Below are 15,260 nucleotides of genomic sequence, written 5' to 3' on the forward strand. Positions count from 1 at the left end.
ACAACCGACCGCAGAAGAGCTTCTCCAGCGAACTGACTCTCCTTTCGGGAGGCGATCGCTTGGTGGGTGTTTCCGTAAAGATGCAGAGGCGGAAGACCTGGGAGATTTCGCCAACCTTCCATTGCTCGATCATCGGCACATGCCTGACGGCCGGCGAATTGCGGCAGGTCATCGCCAAGCTCGGCGATATCGATGCGAAGACGGCGAGCGATCATGCGCTGCACAGCCGCGGCGTCCGCGCTGCCGGCCAGCGCGATCTGGCCGGCAAGCTTTTGAACAAGGCGCTCGACCGGCGCCATGAGGCTGTTCTGAAGCGCTTCGCGCGGCTCGGCACCGCAGCGGAACTTCGAACACTCTGGAATACCTGCATGGAGGAGGGAGAAATTTCCGGCGCCTATTGGGCGGTGATCAGCCATCCGGCGGCCGATCACGGCTTGCTGCAGGATGTCTTCGGCGAGGTGCATATGCTCTCGCATCTCGTTGGCAGTTCAAGCCGCCTGGATATCACCCGGCTACGCGCGCTGCAGACCGAGCTTGCCTTGAAGGACGAGAAGATTGCCCGGCAGGAAGCGCAGCTGCACCGGTCTTCTGAGGAACGGAATGCCTTGCAGCGCCGGGTCGACGCGCTTGAGGAGATCGTGCTTCGCGCCAAGGCCGTGAATGTGGCGGCGGAGCATGGTGATGGTGTCAATGCCGCGCTGATCGAGAAGCTGCAGGCGGCGCGCGAGCGGGCCGAGGCATTAGAGCGGCGGCTTGACGAGAGCAAAGCGCAGGGGGTGGCGGCCGGCAAACGCGCGGCGGCGCTGGTCCGGGAAAATCTGGCGCTGCTGCGTGAGAACACCGGTCTCGAGCGAGCGCTGCTCGATGACGGGGATGCAGACGCGCCGTCTGCTGCTGCGCAATCCGGCATCACGCTTCTCTATGTCGGCGGGCGGCGGAACCTTTTCGAGCGGTTGCGGCTGCTTGCCGGGCAGGCGGGCATCGAGCTGCTGTTTCACGACGGCGGCGTCGAGGAAAGCACGTCGCTGCTTCCCGGGCTGATCGCGCAGACGTCGGTGACGCTGTTTCCGGTCGATTGCGTTAGCCATACCGCCGCCGGGATCGTCAAGCGGCACTGCCGGGACAGCGGCAAGCCGTTCATGCCGCTGCGCTCGGCCAGCCTTGCGAGCTTCATCGCTGCCCTCGGCGACCTGACCGCAACCGGGCCGCAAAGCGGGAGAGTGCCGGCATGAGCAATCTCGGGCTCAGCCTGCCGCGAAGCATCTCGCTTCGCGAACAGGTGACGGATGCGCTGCGCAACTCGATCCTTTTCGGCACGCTGAAGCCCGGTCAGAAACTGATCGAGCGGCAGATCTGCGAAGAGATGGGCATCAGCCGCACCGTGTTGCGCGAGGCACTGCAGCATCTCGATGCCGAGGGGTTGCTGATCAATGCGCGGCGCGGGCGCTCGGTGATTGCGATCGAGATGCAGCAGGCGCGGGAAATAGAGGAAACCCGCGAGGCACTCGAACGGCTGATCGGCGAGGGCTTTACCCGCAATGCCACGAAGGCGCAGGTCCTCGAACTTCACGCCATTCTCGCCGCTCTGGAAGCTGCCGCAGACGAGCGCGATGCGCTGATGAAGGAGAGTGAGTTCTTTTCGCTGTTGGCGGCTGGATGCGGAAACAAGGTCGCAGCCGGCTTCTTCCGGCAGCTGAATGGACGCGTCATCATGCTGGGGCGGCTGTCCAGCAAGACTGGTGGCAAGCGCGGCGAGCGGCTTGCCGAGCTGCGGGCGATCACCGAGGCGATCGATGCCGGTGATGCAATCCGGGCAGGGGCGCTCTGCGCTGCGCGTGCCGCAGGCGGACGCGAGCGGGCGGGGCACGGGAGGCAGGGCATTGCTGCCGTCTCCTAGCGGTAAAGTGGAACCTTTTGCCGCAGTTCTCCGTTTAGCGCGTACAGGAGGACACCCATGACAAATGATTTCAACAGACCAAACCCTGATTTGCGTACCACGCCGCCCGTGGCCGATCGCCGTTCGCCCTGGACGATGTGGATCGGTATTGCGGCCGTCATTGTAATTATTGCATTGGCCGCATCCTACTGGCCGCGTTCTGGCCCGGCTCCGGCAACGGCGCCTGCAGGCGAAACCAGCACCACGACGACACCGGCGGCTCCTGCTGCTCCGGCCACTCCGCCGGCAGCAACGAGCGAACCGGCTGCTCCGGCAACGCCACCGGCCGCTGCTCCGGCTCCTGCCGCACCAGCGCCAGCAACTCCGGCACCCGCAGCACCGGCTCCGGCCGCACCTTCGGCGCAGTAAATATCAGCGAATAGTCAAAGGCCCGGCCTCAGCGCCGGGCTTTTCTTTGCGCGCTCTTCAGGTGCCTGCCAGCCGCTGGCGCCAGAAAGGCAGGATATGGTCCGCTGTGAGTGCCGCCATCGGAAGGTCTCCCGGGTGGTGCGGATCGATCCAATGGATCTCTTCGATCTCGGCGCGCGGCGCGACCGTTCCGGCGAGCTTGGCCAGCAGGAAGAGATCGGCGATAACGCGGTGATCCGGTTCGTTCGCCGCAAGCGCTTCGAACGTGCCGAGCGGTTCAAGTCGCTCTTCATGCGTTTGCAGGCCGATCTCTTCATCGAGCTCACGCACCAGCGCGGAAATCGCCGTTTCCCCGGCATCGATCTTGCCGCCCGGCTGCATGAAAACCGCGCTGCCCCGTTTGCGCACCAGCAGCACGTCGCCATTTTCGCGGGCAATCAGCGCTGCTGCGATCCGTATCACCTTCACGACTACCTTCCCCTCAATGATGCCACGAGCGATCCACTGGCTATTCGCACGGCTTTTGACATGAATGGTGCGGGCCGTCTAAGGTCTCGCCAAATCAAGGAGGACATTGGATGAAAATCAGCGCGCGCAACCGTCTGAAGGGCAAGGTTGTCGAAGTCACCAAGGGCGCGACGACGGCGCATGTCCGTATCGATATCGGCAATGGTGCCATCGTCACCGCGTCGATTACCAACGAGGCCGTCGATGAGCTCGGGCTGAAGCCCGGCGCCGAGGCCTATGCCGTGGTCAAGGCTTCGGACGTCATGGTCGCCGTCGACTGACATTCGTCCGGTCACGCCTTCTGGCAGTGGGTTGCGGTGCCGGTATCGCCGGTCTCGTAGTCGCCCTTCTGCGGAGGGGCGATCGGCTTGAACAGCGTCCGGTCGGGCTTGAGGTCGAGCAGCGGCGTGCCGTCGAGGCAATCCATGCCGCGCACGAAGAGCATGCCGTCTTCGACCCGCTCCAGCTTGACGATCGAGGTACCGATCGGATTGGGGCGGACGGGGGAGCGCAGTGAAAACGTGCCATGGACCTTGCCGTTGCTGGCCGGGCTCTGCAACACCAGATCGCGGCGCGAGCGGTCGAGCCAGTAGAGGACTTCCAGCCGTTCGAAGGCATCAACGCCTTTCAGCGCGGCGATCCATGGCTCGAAGATCTCGATCCGGCAGAGCGGCCCGTCGTGCCTGCCCTGGCGCGGAGTTTCCATGCGCGACGTCCAGGGCGTGTGGACGCGGCCGATGAAGACCAGCCCGGCATCGCTTGCCTCTGGCGGTTCGATCGCCACCTCGTTTTCCCGTAATTCGTTTTCGCGGACCATGGTTCTTCCTTTCTAGGCGGGAAATTGATCGAGGCGCGGAGCGCAGATGCGGGCGCTGCCGTCAAGGGCGCCGACGACGACGTCGATATCGTAAAGCTCTTTCAGCGTCTCGGGCGTCAGGACGTCAGCCGGTGTTCCGAGCGCCGTCAGCGAACCGCCGTTCAAAAGCGCGACGCGATCGGCGGCGAGGAAGGCGTGATCCGGATTGTGGGTCGACAGGATGATCGAAAGGTTCTGGCGGGCAAGCCGGCGGATATGGGCGAGAAGGCGCATCTGGTTGCCGTAGTCCAGGCTGGCGGAGGGCTCGTCCATGATCAGGATCTGCGGTTGTTGCGCCAGGGCGCGGGCGATCAGCACCAGCTGCCGCTCGCCGCCGCTGATTTCGGTATAGGGCTTGGCCGCAAGCGGCGCCATGCCGACGCTCTCCAGCGCATCCTGGGCGATGATGCGATCCTGCCGCGAAGGCATGGCGAAGGGAGCGATGCGGGCCGCACGGCCCATCAGCACGACATCCAGCACAGCAAAGGGAAAGAGCGCGGCATGGGCTTGCGGCACATAAGCGATGCGGGCAGCGCGTTCCCGGCGAGACCAGCCGGAGAGCGCGCGGCCATCCAGCAGGATTTTACCCGCCTTGACCGGGAGCAATCCAAGCATGGTCTTGAAGAGCGTTGTCTTTCCGGCGCCGTTCGGGCCGAGCAGGGCGAGCACCTCGCCCGATCTCAGCGCGAGGTCGATGTTGCTGCCGATCACCCTGTCGCCATAGCCGAAGGTCAGCGTTTTCAGCTCGAAGCTCATTGCCAGCCCCGCTTTCCCGATGTCAGCAGCCAGAGGAAGAAGGGGGCGCCGACCACGGCCGTCAGGATGCCGAGCGGCACCTCGATGGTGGCGATGCTGCGGGCCAGCATGTCGACGATCAGCAGATAGGCGGCGCCGAGGATCATTGATGCGGGGAGGAGCCTGCGGAAGTCGGGCCCGGCAAGCATGCGGGCGATATGCGGGATGATCAGGCCGATCCAGCCGACGATACCGGTGACCGAGACGGTGGCGGCGGTGATCAGCGTGGCGCCGCAGACCAGCGCCAGCCGGGTTTTCTTGGTGTCGATGCCGAGTGTCTGCGCTTCCTCGTCGCCGAGCGTCATCACGTTCATCCGCCAGCGCAGGAGGATGAGCGGAACGAGGCCGATCAGCACGGCAGGCAGAATGGAGAGCACGTCGAAGCGGGTGACGGCGGTCATGCTGCCGAGCAGCCAATAGGTGATGGCGGGGAGCTGATCATAGGGGTCGGCGAGGATCTTGATCAGCGAGATGCCGGCACCCACCAGCGCCTGGATGGCGATGCCTGCCAGAACCAGCGTCAGCGCCGGATCGCGGTGGCGCACGGCCGCGCCGACCGCATAGACGGCGGCGACGGCGAGCAGGCCGCCGGCAAAGGCGAGCGCCTGGATGGCGAACACCGGCAGCGACAGAAAGATGCCGAGCACCGCGCCAAGACTGGCGCCGACGGAGACACCCAAAATATCGGGTGAGACAAGCGGATTGCGGAAGATGCCCTGGTAGGTGGCGCCGGCCGCTGCCAGCGCCGCGCCGACGACGATTGCGGCGGCAACGCGGGGCAGGCGGACGTTCCAGAGGACGGTTGCAAGCAGAGGATCACCGGCCTTGCCACCGGCCAGCGTCGTCAACGCCTCGATCAGCGGCCGTGGCCCGCTGCCATATTTGCCGGTCATCATCGACAGCAAGGCGAGCAGCAGCAGACCGGCAAGTCCGGGCCAGAGCCATCGATTGCCGGGTTGCGCGGCTCCCTCGCTCTCATCCCGCGCGGCCATCATTGCGGCGAAACGCCGGAGCCCTTCAGCAGCGTTGCGAGCTGATCCTCGGTCAGGTCGACCTGATAGAAGAGCTTGAAGAAATCACGGACCTCGGCTTTCAGATCGCCGGTGAAGACTTTCGGGTAGAAGAGGCGCTCCAGCCAGGCGATGCCGATCAGCCGGTTGATGCCGGGCGGGGAATCGAACCAGCCGAAGGGCAGGCTGGGCGTGACGAAGACGCGGCCGTTCTTGACGGCATCGAGGCCGGCCCAGAGCGGATCGGTCTTGACGCTGGCCGCGAATTTTCCGGAGGCGGCGAGAATGGTGTCCGGCTTCCAGGAGAGGATCTGTTCGAGCGAAACCTGCGTCAGCCCGCCCTTGCCGGCAGCCGCCGCGACATTGGCCGCGCCGGCAGCTTCAAGGATCTCCAGATTGATCGAGCCAGCCAGGCCGGTTTCCAGACCTTCGGGGCCACGGCCGTAATAGACGCGCGGCCGGTCGCTCTGTGGAATGGCGGCCAGCCTGGCGTTCAGTCCGCCGATTGCCGTCGATGCGTAGTTGGCAAGCTTGGCGGCGCGTTCGGTGACGCCGAGGATCTCGCCGGTCTGGCGCAGCGTTTCGGCGCTTCGGGCAAAGCTGCCATCGATGAGCACATAGGGGATGCCGGTCTGGGCCTGCACCTTGTCGGCGAGCGACGAATAGGTCGGATTGACGGTGCCGACATCGATGATGATATCGGGCTTGGCGGCGAGCACCGATTCCATATTGGCGGTTCCGCCCTTGCCGGTCAGCTGGCCGAAAACGGGCAGATCGCGGACCGACGGCAGCAGGAAGGCCTTTTCAGCATCACTCGGCTGGCGCACCCAGCCCGTCAGCTTATCCGGCGCCAGGACGTAGATCAGAACCGATGCCGGAGGGCCGGCGGCCAGCACGCGGCTCACCTTGTCCGGGATCTCGACCTTGCGGCCCGCCGCATCGGTGATGACGCGGGCCTCGGCGCCTGCGGAAAGAAGACTGAAGGCAGCGACGAGAAGGGCGGTAAAAAGCTTCATGGGAAGGGCTGGCTCGTTGGATCGGAGCCGCACTATGGCATAGCGTTATATCTGTTGGAATATCTCCGCGATGCCGAACCTTTGCTTCCTTGCCCTTGAAGCCGGGCGGTGGCCGGGACTATATCTGCGGCAACGAAAAGGCGGGTTTCCCATGTTCCAGGCAGCGACGATCGACACAACCAGCAAGGTGGAATTCTACCGCGAGCTTGCACAGCAGCTTGAGGCGCTGCTGTCGGGAGAGAGCGACATGATCGCCAATGCCGCCAACACATCGGCGCTGATGTACCAGATGATGCCGGAGCTGAACTGGGCAGGCTTCTATCTTCTGAAGCAGGAAAACGAACTGGTGCTTGGTCCCTTCCAGGGCAAGCCTGCCTGCGTGCGCATCCCGGTCGGCAAGGGTGTCTGCGGCGCAGCCGTCGAGCGCAAGGCTTCAGTGGTCGTCGAGGACGTGCATGCGTTTCCGGGGCATATCGCCTGCGATGCCGCGTCGCGTTCGGAGCTGGTCGTGCCTGTGATTCATGAGGGACGCGTGCTTGGCGTCATCGATCTCGACAGCCCGATGCCGTCGCGCTTCGATTCCGAAGATCAGGCCGGAATCGAAAAGCTCGCGGAAATTTTCATCGCCGCGAGCTTTTGATTGTCACATCCGCCGCTGGCGGCTGAGAGAGGAGCCGGTACCCGGTCTGGCGCCGTCAGGCGCACGAAGGCCGCGGTGCTTGCTGGTAAACACCCATTCCACGTTGCCCGGCTCGAAAGGGCGGCGCGGGTTGCGTAGCGCCAACTGGCGCTCTGCCAGACGCCGGGGGAGGCTGTCCATCATGTCGTTGATGAAGGCATCCGGGGATTCACGCCAACGCGGCGCCACAGCCACGTCGATGCCGCCATAACGCGAGAAGTCCGGGTGCTTCGAGGAGTAGCAGGCGCCGATCATCCACGCGTGCTGCGATTTCAAGAAACGTTCTTTCAGGGTCATTCCGTCGTCTTTTTCGGCCGAAGCCTTTTATTGATCTGCATTATGTGTCCGGCGCATCGTCGACGACATCAGCCTGCGGGCGGTCACCACCGCTCACACGCTCTGTTGCCCACGTGCCATCCGCACGCTGAAAGGTAATCTCCGCATCCTGACCGCCAAGCTGTTGCCGCTCTGCGGCTTGCTTTGCCGCGGCCAATGCGAGTTCGTGAGTTGGAAAGGCTTCTGACCAGACATCGCCCAAGCGGTAAGCCCAGGCCTCGTCATGTTCGCCGACGTGGTAGGTAATCGACATCGGTTTTTCCTTCAAGCGTTTAATATTGATTTTTTCGGGGCAGCTGCCATGCACAGGGATCAACGCTTGGCGGTGCTGCCGGTTCCTGAGGACGAGGCATGCGTGGGGCTGGATAAGCGGTGAGGGCCGTCTTGCACGGTGATGGAACGCTTCGTAGGCTGAGAGCGTTGAAAGATTCGCATCAACATATTTCGACAGGACATTTATGCGCGCTCAATCGAAGCCGTTCATCGTAGAAGTCAAATCGTCCCGCCGCGTCGATCGCAGCAAGGAAAAGTCGATCTGGGGTAACATCGATCTGTCGGCGATTGCCGGCGAGGTCACCAATAGCGGCCATGTTCCGGCGGAAGACGCTGACGCCGCCGCTGATCGCGTCAGCGCTCAATAGTTTTTCTCTTTCTATCGCCGGCACGTAGCAGGCTATTTCCTGTCCGACGGCTTCTTGCCGGTATGGCCGGGTGCAATCGGATCGCTGGCCGGGAAGGTTTCTTCCAGGGCTTCTTCCAGATAGTCGTCCTGTTCCTTGTCGGTCTTCTGTTCCTCGTCGGATTTCTTCTTGTCGCTCATGCCGAAACTCCCGTTTTCCAATGCGGGTGAGATAGCGCGTCTCGTCTGACTGCCAAGCAGGGGAGGCCGGCATTCGGCGGCCTCCCTTGTCTTCAGGTCAGTGGTCGCGGCGATAGCCCGGTGCCATCTGGTCGAAGTGGTAGGCGCGCACCCGCGGCGAGCTGTGATCGGGATCGCGGCTGCCGACCGGGCTTTCCTCCGGCATGGCCTGCTCTGACGTGGAAAGATCTTCGGCAGCTCGGCCGCTATTGGCGCTGCCGGCAAAGCTGCTGTTGCGGGCCTCCCAGCCGTCGCTGCGCCACATGTCTGCACGTTCGTCCATGTCGATGCTGCCTTCGTCATCGAGAATGTCGTGGGCGGTGTCATAGAGCGCATCGACGACACTAACGGAAATCAGGAAGCCGCCGCGGCGCAGGCCCTCGGCATAGGTTTCGCGATCGTCATCCGGGAAGAACCAGTCTTCGAGCGCTGCCCAGAAGCCCGAGCGTTCGCCGGCTCTGGCGGCGGCTTCCGGGTCTGCTTCGTAGCCAGGCATAAAGCGGATGCTTTCATCGGCGACGCCTGCATCCTTCAGCCGCGCGACGGCGCGGTCTGCATCGGCGCGGCTGTCGAAAAAGGCCGTCAGCGTGTTGTAGGCGGAACCCAGCGTGCCAGCCGGGGCATTGTCATTGTAGAGATTTGCCATTGCCGTTCTCCTCCGGTTACCCGGTCCCGCGCGCCATGCGTGGCATCCGGGTGTTCCTTTCCGGCTAACGGTGCGGGTTCGGCTTTGTTCCCGGCTGCCATCTTCTGCACAAAGATGAATGCTAGATGAACGGAATGCGCCGTTGTGCGTTTCACCATCACAGGAGGAACACGACGATGTTCAGCTCATTCATTCAATCAGGCCGGCTTGTCGGCGCCACGCTCGCCGGAGCGGCCGAGAGTGTCTCTTCTGCAATCGCCTATGGCGTTGGTATGGAAGATGCCCATATCGAAGTCGTCGAAGAGGCCGGCACGATCTTTCTCGAAGGGACGGCACCAAGCACGTCGGTGATCGAAAAAGCCGGCGAAATCGCCCGATCGATCGTCGGCGCGCATGTCTGCAACCTTGTCAGAACGCTCTGAGGTTCAATGCACCGGGGACGCCGCGGGAATGCTTCCCGTGGTCACCGGGTCCCCGAGGTTGCGGCCGAAGGGGTTGAGCACGACCAGCCCCGCCATGATGATGGCCAAAACGGATATGCGGAACACCGGCGACTTTAGCAACATCTGACTATTCCCCGTTCAAGCAAAAACACATGCGGAAGCGTAAAGTTCCCGCTCAGCGCGAACCTCCGGCGATTTTCCGGTGTGCCATGGCGCGACACCATAGAGGCGATCGGCAAACGAAGCGTAAACCACACATGCCAACCGGTGAAAACCAAATGCGCGCCTGCGCCGTTAACCATGCAGGAGGTGTTCACGATGGACAAGAACTATTGGGAAAATCCGGTCGCTCTTCGCCTTCCGCATCTCGGCCTTCGCACGGTCGAGAATACCTATGACGCGGCGGCCTATCTGATGGAGGAGTGGCCAGTCGATCACGGCGAGGCCTATGACCGGGCAATCAGAATGTGCCTGCTGTCGATTCGTGGAAAGAAGCAGCCCACCACCGCGCGGCGCGCATTCATCGATGCGGCAAACGAGGCACATATCCACATAAACGTAGCGGCCTAAGTCTTCTGGTGATTGTGCGGCGCAAAAATAACCGAGTGCATTGCGAAAAACCTGCGCGGCAGAGTCGGTAATACGCCAAAAGAATCAGTGGCGAAATAACACACCTTTTTGACGGATATGTCATGTCCCCAAATTTTCCGATACCGCTCGACGGCGTAATTCGCTAATATAGCAGATAGTTTGGTACGACCCTCGACTTCGGTGAATGCACGTAAACGTGCATTGAAATGGTTGACCGTCAGGTGTCCTATCAATTCACGAAACATATTGATTCCCAATGGGATGCAAGATCACGTGTGACGTGATCGGGCACTCCGGAGGCTGTGGCACAACCCGCAATGGAGGCCCCATGCTGAATGAATCGTTGTTCGATGCGTTTGCGAGGAGTTACGAAGCGCGACGCGAAACGGATATGTCGATCGCCGACTATCTGACCCTCTGCAAGAAAGATCCGATGGCCTATGCCAACGCCACCGAGCGGCTGCTCGCGGCGATCGGCGAGCCTGAGATGGTCGACAGTTCGAAGGATGCCCGCCTCGGGCGGATCTTTATGAACCGGACCATCCGTACCTATCCCGCCTTCACCGGTTTCTACGGCATGGAAGAGACGATCGAGAGGATTGTGTCCTTCTTCCGGCATGCCGCCCAAGGTCTCGAGGAACGCAAGCAGATCCTCTATCTGCTCGGCCCTGTCGGTGGCGGCAAGTCGTCGCTCGCAGAGCGGCTGAAGCAACTGATGGAAGTGCATCCGATCTATGTGCTGAAAGCCGGCGACGATGTCAGCCCGGTTTTCGAAAGCCCGCTCAACCTCTTCGATCCCGCGATCATGGGCCCGATGCTGCTGGAGCAGTACAACATCCCGACACGGCGGCTGACCGGGCTGATGAGCCCGTGGTGCCTGAAGCGGCTCGATGAATTCGGCGGCGATATCTCCAAGTTCCGGGTGGTCCGGATGCAGCCGTCGCGGCTTCGCCAGATCGGCATCGCCAAGACGGAGCCGGGCGACGAGAACAACCAGGACATCTCCTCGCTGGTCGGCAAGGTCGATATCCGCAAACTCGAGCACTATTCGCAGAACGACCCCGATGCCTACGCCTATTCCGGCGGCCTCAACCGGGCCAACCAGGGCATTCTCGAATTCGTCGAGATGTTCAAGGCGCCGATCAAGATGCTGCATCCGCTGCTGACGGCGACGCAGGAGGGCAACTATATCGGCACCGAGAATATTGGTGCGGTGCCGTTCTCCGGCGTCATTCTCGCCCATTCCAACGAAGCGGAATGGCAGACCTTCAAGGCGAACAAGAACAATGAGGCCTTCATCGACCGCATTTGCGTCATCAAGGTTCCCTATTGTTTGCGGGTGACCGAGGAAGAGAAGATCTACGACAAGCTCATCGAGGGATCCGAACTGGCCGATGCGCCCTGCGCACCCGGCACGCTCGAAATGCTGGCCCGCTTCTCGGTGCTCTCACGCCTGCGCAAGCATGAAAACTCGACCTACTTCTCGAAGATGCGGGCCTATGACGGCGAGAGCCTGAAGGAAACCGATCCGCGCGCCAGAAGCGTCCAGGAATACAAGGATGCGGCCGGTGTCGATGAGGGCATGGATGGGGTCTCGACCCGCTTCGCCTTCAAGATTCTCGCCTCGACCTTCAACCATCATACGAGCGAGGTCGGCGCCGATCCCGTGCATCTGATGTATGTGCTGGAACAGGCGATCCGCAGGGAGCAGTTCGCTGACGATACCGAGAAACGCTATATGGAGTTCATCAAGGCCGATCTTGCGCCGCGCTATGCGGAGTTCATCGGCAACGAGATCCAGAAAGCCTATCTGGAATCCTATTCCGACTACGGCCAGAACCTTTTCGACCGCTATGTCGACTATGCCGATGCCTGGATCGAGGATGTCGATTTCAAGGATCCCGACACCGGCCAGCTGCTCGACCGCGAGCTCCTGAACCAGGAGCTGACAAAGATCGAGAAGCCCGCCGGCATCGCCAATCCGAAGGACTTCCGCAACGAGATCGTCAAGTTCTGCTTGCGGTCGCGGGCGAACAACACAGGCAAGAACCCCTCCTGGACGAGCTACGAGAAAATCCGGGAAGTGATCGAGAAACGGATGTTCTCGCAAGTCGAGGATCTGCTGCCAGTCATCTCCTTCGGCTCGAAGAAGGATGGCGATAGCGAGAAGAAGCACAGCGAATTCGTGTCCCGGATGACGGAGCGCGGATATACCGAGCGGCAGGTGCGCCGCCTGGTGGAGTGGTACATGCGCGTCAAACAGGCGGGTTAATGTAAAACTGGAGCCAACATGCACATCGTCGACCGCCGGCTGAATCCGCGCGGTAAAAGTCTGGAAAATCGTCAACGGTTCCTGCGGCGTGCCAAGAGCGCCGTGCAGCAAGCGGTAAAGCGCTCGCTGCAGAACCGGAGCATCCGTGATGTGCTCGATGGCGGCGAGATCAGCCTGCCCATCGACGGGATGACCGAGCCGAGCTTCCGGCGCGGCGAGGGCGGCATCAGCGATCAGGTGCTGCCCGGCAACAGAGCCTTCGTCGAAGGCGACATCATTCCGCGGCCTCCCGGCCGCGGCGGCGGAAAGCCGAAGGAAGCAGGCGAGGGCGAAGCGGAAGACAGTTTCCGTTTCGTGCTGACCCGCGAGGAATTCCTCGACGTCTTCCTGGACGATCTCGAACTCCCGGACCTCGCCAAGCGCCGCCTCAGCGAAACCGAGGAATACAGCCCGGCGCGGGCGGGGTTCTCTGTCTCCGGCTCCCCCTCCAACATCGCCGTTGGCCGCACCACGCGGCTTGCCATGATGCGCCGCATCGCGCTGAAGCGTCCGCGCACCGATGAGATCGAGGCGCTGAAGCGGGAGATCGAGGAGACCGACGACGAGGAGAAGAAGATCGCGCTGACGGCCGAGCTGAAGTCGCTCACCGAAAAGAGCAAGCGCATTCCCTATATCGATCCGCTCGACGTGCGCTACCGCCGCTTCGAGGACGAGCCGAAGCCGGTCGCGAAAGCCGTGATGTTCTGCCTGATGGACGTCTCGGGGTCGATGTCGGAGCATATGAAGGATCTCGCCAAGCGCTTCTATCTGCTGCTCTATCTGTTCTTGTCGCAGCGCTACAAGAAGGTGGAGATCGTCTTCATCCGCCACACGGATCGTGCCGAGGAGGTGGACGAGCAGACCTTCTTCTACGGTCCGGCGACCGGCGGCACGCTGGTTTCGAGCGCGCTGGCCTGCATGCGCCAGATCATTACCGCCCGCTTCGATCCGGCCGAGTGGAACATCTATGCCGCCCAGGCGTCCGACGGCGACAACTCCTATTCGGATGGTTCGACCACTGGGCAGCTGCTGCGCCACGAGATTCTGCCGCTCTGCCAGTACTTCGCCTATATCGAGGTCGATGAGGAAAGCGGTGACTCCTCGGTGTCGCGTTCGCCTCTCTGGCAGCTTTACGACAGTATCCGCGCCGAGGCGCTGCCGCTGTCGATGCGCAAGGTCTGCCGGAAGAACGAGATCTTCCCCGTCTTCCACGATCTCTTCCAGAAACGCGAGGGCGAAAGGGTGGCGCCATGACGGCTGCGGTGAAGGAAAGGCTGCTTTTCGACGGATCGGACTGGGACTTCCCGACGCTGCAACGCATTCACGATGCCTGCGAGGAGATCGCGCTCAAGGAGCTCGGCCTCGACGTCTATCCCAACCAGATCGAGGTGATCACCTCGGAACAGATGCTGGACGCCTATTCCTCGACCGGCATGCCGCTCTTCTACCGCCACTGGTCGTTCGGCAAGCATTTTGCCCATCACGAGGCCTTCTACCGGCGCGGCATGCGCGATCTCGCCTATGAGATCGTCATCAACTCGTCGCCTTGCATCTCCTACCTGATGGAGGAGAACACGGCGACGATGCAGACGCTGGTCATCGCCCATGCTGCCTTCGGCCATAACCACTTCTTCAAGAACAACTATCTCTTCAAGCTCTGGACCGATGCGGAGGGCATTCTCGACTATCTCGATTTTGCCAAGGGCTATATCGCCCGCTGCGAGGAGCGCTATGGCGAGATCGCCGTCGAGCGGACGCTGGATGCGGCGCATGCGCTGATGTCGCACGGTGTCCACCGCCATGCCGGCAAGGTGAAGCTCAACCTGCGCGAGGAGCAAAAGCGCGAGGAAGAGCGCCGGCGCCACGAAGAGCAGATCTTCAACGATCTCTGGCGCACGGTACCTGCAGGCAAGACGGCAACGGCTGCCAATGTCGATTTGGAGCGCCGGCGGGCAGCGCTTGGCCTGCCGCAGGACAATCTCCTCTATTTCCTCGAAAAATCAGCCCCTCGGCTAAAACCCTGGCAGCGCGAGATCCTGCGCATCGTCCGCCACGTGGCGCAATATTTCCATCCGCAGCGCCAGACCAAGGTGATGAACGAGGGAACTGCCACCTATGTGCACTACCGGATCATGAACCGGCTGCACGAGAAGGGGCAGCTGTCGGACGGAAATTATCTCGAGTTCCTGAAATCCCACGCCAACGTGGTGTTCCAGCCGACCTATGACGACCGCCGCTTCTCGGGCTTCAACCCCTATGCACTCGGCTTTGCGATGATGCAGGACATCGAGCGGATCGTCACCAACCCGACAGAGGAGGATCGCGCCTGGTTCCCCGATATTGCCGGGCGCGGTGATGTCATGGGCGTGCTGCGCGGCATCTGGGCCGATTACCGCGACGAGAGCTTCGTCAGCCAGTTCCTCAGCCCCAATCTCATCCGCCAGCTCAGGCTCTTCCACCTCTATGACGATCCGGAGCAGGAGGAGGGGATCCTGGTCTCGGCGATCCACGACGAACGCGGTTACCGCCGCATCCGCCGCCAGCTCTCCCGCGAATATGATATCGGCTGGACGGATCCGGGCATCGAGATCGTCGATGTCGATCTGGCCGGCGACCGGCGCCTGCTGGTCCAGCACAAGGTCACCAACGATTGGATGCTGCAGGAAAACGACACCAAGCTCGTCCTCCAGCACCTCGCCGATCTCTGGGGCTACGACGTTCTTTTGCAGGAGATCGACGGCAGCGACGCTGTCGTCGCCGAGCACCATGCAAGCCCGCGCGGCAAGCTGTTCTAGGGCCGCATTGCGATCACGTTCTCGTGATCTTGCCGCGCGCTTGCCACCTGCGGCGGCAGTTCGCGGCCGAAATATGACAATCCATAATCCGGATTAAGGGTCTGTTAGCCT

At 62.1% G+C, this 15,260-nt stretch carries 21 protein-coding genes; 11 read left to right on the top strand and 10 right to left on the bottom strand.

Going from position 1 to position 15,260, the window contains the following annotated elements; genetic code table 11:
• Window positions 1–62: 62 nt before the first annotated feature.
• Genes AB4Z25_RS01615 through AB4Z25_RS01625 form a run of 3 tightly spaced genes read left to right on the top strand, consistent with a single transcriptional unit; the run spans window position 63 to window position 2,305 of the window.
• Window positions 63–1,232, top strand: coding sequence for a DUF2325 domain-containing protein (locus tag AB4Z25_RS01615; RefSeq protein ID WP_162698679.1), 1,170 nt, complete (start codon window positions 63–65; stop codon window positions 1,230–1,232).
• Complete coding sequence (locus AB4Z25_RS01620) at window positions 1,229–1,897, top strand: GntR family transcriptional regulator (RefSeq protein ID WP_112537803.1); 669 nt, start codon at window positions 1,229–1,231, stop codon at window positions 1,895–1,897. The genes AB4Z25_RS01615 and AB4Z25_RS01620 overlap by 4 nt, the downstream gene beginning before the upstream one ends.
• A 57-nt stretch (window positions 1,898–1,954) precedes the next feature.
• Window positions 1,955–2,305, top strand: a complete 351-nt coding sequence (locus AB4Z25_RS01625) for a hypothetical protein (protein WP_112386912.1) — start codon at window positions 1,955–1,957, stop codon at window positions 2,303–2,305.
• 57 nt (window positions 2,306–2,362) lie between these two features.
• Here the strand turns inward: AB4Z25_RS01625 and AB4Z25_RS01630 are convergent, their stop codons facing one another.
• A complete protein-coding gene (locus AB4Z25_RS01630) occupies window positions 2,363–2,773 on the bottom strand; it encodes an NUDIX hydrolase (RefSeq protein WP_442207818.1) in 411 nt (136 codons plus the stop codon).
• Window positions 2,774–2,883: 110 nt separating this feature from the next.
• On the opposite strand from AB4Z25_RS01630, the gene AB4Z25_RS01635 reads away from it, so the two are divergent.
• Window positions 2,884–3,093 carry a TOBE domain-containing protein gene (locus AB4Z25_RS01635; protein ID WP_112386914.1) on the top strand — a complete coding sequence of 70 codons (210 nt, stop codon included), beginning with the start codon at window positions 2,884–2,886 and terminating at the stop codon, window positions 3,091–3,093.
• Window positions 3,094–3,104: 11 nt separating this feature from the next.
• On the opposite strand, the gene tsaA is transcribed toward AB4Z25_RS01635, so the two are convergent.
• Genes tsaA through AB4Z25_RS01655 form a run of 4 tightly spaced genes read right to left on the bottom strand, consistent with a single transcriptional unit; the run spans window position 3,105 to window position 6,489 of the window.
• Window positions 3,105–3,629, bottom strand: a complete 525-nt coding sequence (gene tsaA, locus AB4Z25_RS01640; protein ID WP_112537801.1) for a tRNA (N6-threonylcarbamoyladenosine(37)-N6)-methyltransferase TrmO — start codon at window positions 3,627–3,629, stop codon at window positions 3,105–3,107.
• 12 nt (window positions 3,630–3,641) lie between these two features.
• Window positions 3,642–4,424 carry an ABC transporter ATP-binding protein gene (locus AB4Z25_RS01645; protein WP_112537800.1) on the bottom strand — a complete coding sequence of 261 codons (783 nt, stop codon included), beginning with the start codon at window positions 4,422–4,424 and terminating at the stop codon, window positions 3,642–3,644.
• Entirely contained in the window at window positions 4,421–5,455 is a 1,035-nt protein-coding gene (locus tag AB4Z25_RS01650; protein WP_112538009.1) for a FecCD family ABC transporter permease, read from the bottom strand. Before AB4Z25_RS01650 ends, AB4Z25_RS01645 begins: the two co-directional genes overlap by 4 nt.
• Entirely contained in the window at window positions 5,455–6,489 is a 1,035-nt protein-coding gene (locus AB4Z25_RS01655) for an iron ABC transporter substrate-binding protein (protein WP_112537799.1), read from the bottom strand. The genes AB4Z25_RS01650 and AB4Z25_RS01655 overlap by 1 nt, the downstream gene beginning before the upstream one ends.
• A 151-nt stretch (window positions 6,490–6,640) precedes the next feature.
• On the opposite strand from AB4Z25_RS01655, the gene AB4Z25_RS01660 reads away from it, so the two are divergent.
• Window positions 6,641–7,129, top strand: coding sequence for a GAF domain-containing protein (locus tag AB4Z25_RS01660; protein ID WP_112537798.1), 489 nt, complete (start codon window positions 6,641–6,643; stop codon window positions 7,127–7,129).
• A 3-nt stretch (window positions 7,130–7,132) separates the two neighbouring features.
• Here the strand turns inward: AB4Z25_RS01660 and AB4Z25_RS01665 are convergent, their stop codons facing one another.
• Together AB4Z25_RS01665 and AB4Z25_RS01670 are read right to left on the bottom strand one after the other, a co-directional pair.
• Window positions 7,133–7,444 carry a hypothetical protein gene (locus tag AB4Z25_RS01665; RefSeq protein ID WP_442207819.1) on the bottom strand — a complete coding sequence of 104 codons (312 nt, stop codon included), beginning with the start codon at window positions 7,442–7,444 and terminating at the stop codon, window positions 7,133–7,135.
• A gap of 61 nt (window positions 7,445–7,505) precedes the next feature.
• Entirely contained in the window at window positions 7,506–7,757 is a 252-nt protein-coding gene (locus AB4Z25_RS01670) for a DUF2188 domain-containing protein (RefSeq protein ID WP_112386920.1), read from the bottom strand.
• Window positions 7,758–7,962: 205 nt separating this feature from the next.
• On the opposite strand from AB4Z25_RS01670, the gene AB4Z25_RS01675 reads away from it, so the two are divergent.
• On the top strand, window positions 7,963–8,145 hold the full coding sequence (locus AB4Z25_RS01675; protein ID WP_112537797.1) for a hypothetical protein: 183 nt from the start codon (window positions 7,963–7,965) through the stop codon (window positions 8,143–8,145).
• A gap of 32 nt (window positions 8,146–8,177) precedes the next feature.
• Here the strand turns inward: AB4Z25_RS01675 and AB4Z25_RS01680 are convergent, their stop codons facing one another.
• Entirely contained in the window at window positions 8,178–8,324 is a 147-nt protein-coding gene (locus AB4Z25_RS01680) for a hypothetical protein (protein ID WP_442207820.1), read from the bottom strand.
• A gap of 97 nt (window positions 8,325–8,421) precedes the next feature.
• A complete protein-coding gene (locus AB4Z25_RS01685; protein WP_112537796.1) occupies window positions 8,422–9,009 on the bottom strand; it encodes a hypothetical protein in 588 nt (195 codons plus the stop codon).
• 176 nt (window positions 9,010–9,185) lie between these two features.
• Here AB4Z25_RS01685 and AB4Z25_RS01690 point away from each other — a divergent pair, with 176 nt between their 5' ends.
• Window positions 9,186–9,431 (top strand): BON domain-containing protein, encoded by a 246-nt coding sequence (locus AB4Z25_RS01690; protein WP_162698678.1) that lies wholly within the window; start codon window positions 9,186–9,188, stop codon window positions 9,429–9,431.
• A gap of 3 nt (window positions 9,432–9,434) precedes the next feature.
• On the opposite strand, the gene AB4Z25_RS01695 is transcribed toward AB4Z25_RS01690, so the two are convergent.
• Window positions 9,435–9,575 carry a hypothetical protein gene (locus AB4Z25_RS01695; protein WP_162698677.1) on the bottom strand — a complete coding sequence of 47 codons (141 nt, stop codon included), beginning with the start codon at window positions 9,573–9,575 and terminating at the stop codon, window positions 9,435–9,437.
• Between the two features lie 195 nt (window positions 9,576–9,770).
• Here AB4Z25_RS01695 and AB4Z25_RS01700 point away from each other — a divergent pair, with 195 nt between their 5' ends.
• The 4 genes from AB4Z25_RS01700 (at window position 9,771) to AB4Z25_RS01715 (ending at window position 15,149) form a co-directional block, all read left to right on the top strand.
• The gene (locus AB4Z25_RS01700; protein ID WP_162698676.1) at window positions 9,771–10,022 is read left to right on the top strand and encodes a DUF982 domain-containing protein; all 252 of its coding nucleotides are present in this window, start codon (window positions 9,771–9,773) and stop codon (window positions 10,020–10,022) included.
• 349 nt (window positions 10,023–10,371) lie between these two features.
• Window positions 10,372–12,315 (top strand): PrkA family serine protein kinase, encoded by a 1,944-nt coding sequence (locus AB4Z25_RS01705; RefSeq protein WP_112537793.1) that lies wholly within the window; start codon window positions 10,372–10,374, stop codon window positions 12,313–12,315.
• An 18-nt stretch (window positions 12,316–12,333) separates the two neighbouring features.
• Window positions 12,334–13,608 carry a YeaH/YhbH family protein gene (locus tag AB4Z25_RS01710; RefSeq protein ID WP_112537792.1) on the top strand — a complete coding sequence of 425 codons (1,275 nt, stop codon included), beginning with the start codon at window positions 12,334–12,336 and terminating at the stop codon, window positions 13,606–13,608.
• A complete protein-coding gene (locus tag AB4Z25_RS01715) occupies window positions 13,605–15,149 on the top strand; it encodes a SpoVR family protein (protein WP_442207821.1) in 1,545 nt (514 codons plus the stop codon). Before AB4Z25_RS01710 ends, AB4Z25_RS01715 begins: the two co-directional genes overlap by 4 nt.
• Window positions 15,150–15,260: the final 111 nt, after the last annotated feature.

Origin of the sequence: Rhizobium sp. RAF36 (genome assembly GCF_052114105.1) — a bacterium.
Lineage (GTDB): Bacteria > Pseudomonadota > Alphaproteobacteria > Rhizobiales > Rhizobiaceae > Rhizobium.